At 58.6% G+C, this 2,799-nt stretch carries 5 protein-coding genes; all 5 read right to left on the reverse strand.

Annotated elements, in window-relative coordinates; translation table 11 throughout:
• A partial coding sequence (locus ACYVDE_RS19375; protein WP_460503189.1) for an FAD-dependent oxidoreductase occupies positions 1–159 on the reverse strand: 159 nt, incomplete at its 3' end.
• A gap of 163 nt (positions 160–322) precedes the next feature.
• A complete protein-coding gene (locus ACYVDE_RS19380) occupies positions 323–847 on the reverse strand; it encodes a hypothetical protein (RefSeq protein WP_460503185.1) in 525 nt (174 codons plus the stop codon).
• A 10-nt stretch (positions 848–857) separates the two neighbouring features.
• Positions 858–1,190: a hypothetical protein gene (locus ACYVDE_RS19385; protein ID WP_460503186.1), complete on the reverse strand. Its 333-nt coding sequence runs from the start codon at positions 1,188–1,190 to the stop codon at positions 858–860.
• A complete protein-coding gene (locus ACYVDE_RS19390; RefSeq protein WP_460503187.1) occupies positions 1,190–2,278 on the reverse strand; it encodes an ATP-binding protein in 1,089 nt (362 codons plus the stop codon). The genes ACYVDE_RS19385 and ACYVDE_RS19390 overlap by 1 nt, the downstream gene beginning before the upstream one ends.
• 155 nt (positions 2,279–2,433) lie before the next feature.
• Positions 2,434–2,799, reverse strand: a 366-nt coding sequence (locus ACYVDE_RS19395; RefSeq protein ID WP_460503188.1) for a DUF5691 domain-containing protein, incomplete at its 5' end; no start/stop codon positions are given.

The following is a 2,799-nucleotide window of genomic DNA, read 5'->3' on the forward strand; positions in this document are numbered from 1 at the left end:
CCCGTCCTGCGTGAGGAAGTTGTGCGAGTGGGGCGTCTGGCGGTTGCAGGGCTGGGCGGTGTCGAGGACGAGGACCCGGCGCCGGGCGCGCCCCAACGACATGGCCGCCGAAAGACCGGCGTAGCTCCCGCCGATGATAATAACGTCAAATTCTTGCATAAAGAAGAGGAAAAGCAGCCGCGCCACCGGCGGGCCGCCGGAGCTGACGCGGGCTGCCGGCTTCCCTTACAGTTGCCGTAGCCATTGGCGACGACACGGTGCTGCTTCCGGCAGATGTCCTGCTAGCACCAAGAGATATCTTTTTGGCGGGTGTGTAATGAATTTATTGCCGCTGATTCAGGATAAATTTAATATCTATCCACAAACGTGAAAAAAATGGTTTTTCTTCTTGAAAATCAGAAGTGTCGATAGCATCGGAATTATGCTTAAATGCTCCAGCTCCTTTCTTTAACTCTGTTTGCCAATAAGGAATTACATCACACATTCTTTTAACTAACTCCTCAGTCAACCACGTAATTGTATTTGAAGGATAATGCTCCTTTATCTTTTGAATAACCGCTGGTGTATAACAGAGCTTAGGTCGGAGATTTTTAACCAATTTAACATCGATAACTAATCGAATAAATTTCTTGGATTTGCGGTGCATGCCAACCACAACAATACGCTCGCACATCCCAGCATACCAGTCAATTATATACACTTTGGCCCCCGGTGCAAAATGCTTGGTGCCATTGCGAATTTCAGCGCCGCCCGGCCCGAATGGCCGTTCCCGAACGATATTCCCCACGGCGGTCCAGTAGGCTTCGGGAGCAGCTTCGGCAGCTTTGGAATCAGCAGTGTCCATCATCAACTCTTATTTATTCGGGGTTGCTCTTAAAGTAATTCGCCAACCTGATTTCAATAATTCTCCGAACCTCCGTGTCGTCAGCGAGGGGCAGAATATCGCGCAACGCTTCGGCGGAAATATTCTCGGCGGCATGAACGAGGGCCCATTCTACTTCATAAGTAGATGCATCGTGCGGAGGACCCAAATTAATTAACGCGAGAGAGTGACTTGGTTCCAGCGGCTCGCTAAGTTGCTGAAGCAGTTCGTCGAATTTCTGGAGTGGAAATGTATCAATAGCCGGAGAACTGTCATCCGGCAACGGTCCTATTTCTTGGAGGCGGGCAATGATTGCAGCATTGTTCATTACTCCACCATCTCCCTACACGCCCGGTACAAATCCTTCCAGCCGTCCCGCTCCTTGGCCACGGTTTCGAGGTATTCGAGCCAGACCACGCGGTCGGGGGCGGGGTCTTTGATGACGGCGCTGGTGAGGCCGGCGGCTAGGTCGTGGGCGCGCAGGGTGCCATCGCCGAAGTAGGCGGCCAGGGCCAGGCCGGAGTTCATGACGGAGATGGCCTCGCCGGTGCTTAGGGTGCCGCTGGGCGACTTGAGCTTGGTTTTGCCGTTGTCCGTCACGCCTTGGCGCAGCTCGCGGAAGATGGTGACGAGGCGGCTGATTTGCTCCAGCGCGGGGGCTTCGACGGGCAGCTGCAGGGCCTGGCCCTGCTTGGCCACGCGGGTCTGCACGATGTGGACTTCCTCGGCCAAAGTGGCGGGCAGCGGCAGCACCACGGCGTTGAAGCGGCGGCGAAGGGCGCTACTGAGCTCGTTCACGCCGCGGTCGCGGTCGTTGGCCGTGGCGATGACGTTGAAGCCCTGCCGGGCCTGTATTTCGGTGCTCAGCTCGGGGATGGGTAGCACCTTTTCGGAGAGCATGGTGAGCAGGGTGTCCTGCACGTCGGAGGGGATGCGGGTGAGCTCTTCGATGCGGACAAGCTGGCCGGTTTCCATGCCTTTGTAGAGCGGGCTGGGCACTAGGGCGGCCAGCGAAGGGCCTTCGGCCAGCAGGCGGGCGTAGTTCCAGGAGTAGCGAAGGCTGTCTTCGGCGGTACCGGCGGTGCCTTGCACCAGCAGGTTGGTGTGCCCGCTGATGGCGGCCGTGAGGTGCTCGCTCACCCAGCTTTTGGCCGTGCCGGGTACGCCGAGTAGCAGCAGGGCGCGGTCGGTGGCCAGGGTGGCCACGGCAATTTCCATCAGCCGCCGCTGGCCGATGTACTTGGGCTCGATTTCGAAGCCGTTATCGAGCTTGCCGCCCAGCAGGTAGGTCACCACGGCCCAGGGCGATAGGTGCCAGCCGGGCGGCTTAGGGTGGGCCTGGTCGGCGGCTTTGAGGGCGGCGAGCTCTTCGGCGTACAGGTCTTCGGCGTGGGGGCGGAGCAGGGTGGGCGTCATAGGTTGGTTGGGGTAAGGGATTTAGAAGAACGTCATGCTGAGCGCAGTCGAAGCATCTCGCGTGTGGTCGTAATTCAATTGTGACAACGTCATTGATTTAGTGGTGGCACGCGAGATTCTTCGACTACGCTCAGCACGACGTTCTTTCAATTTATTCACTCGTTCAGCGACGATTCCAAATCGGCCTGGATGCGCAGGGTATCGATAAACGTATGGAGCTGGGGCTGAAAAACTGAGTGCACCTGCTCGATGGCCTCGACCTGATGAATGGCCCAGGCGGCATCGGCCGGGGCGAGGCTGTGGGCCACAGTTTGGGGCAGCAGCCAAGCCAGCTGGCGCAGGTTGTAGGGCGGAGCGTTGAACTCATAGAGCACGGCCGTTTTGCTGAGCTGGCGGGTGATGGTGTCGAGCACGGCGGCGCTGAGGGTGCGGGGCCAGGGCGCGGGTACAAAGCTCAGCCCCAGGGCCCAGTCGTCCTGCTGGCGGCGCACCCGCTCGATGGTGGGCGCAAGCAGGAGCGT

It is taken from the genome of Hymenobacter agri, assembly GCF_054778495.1.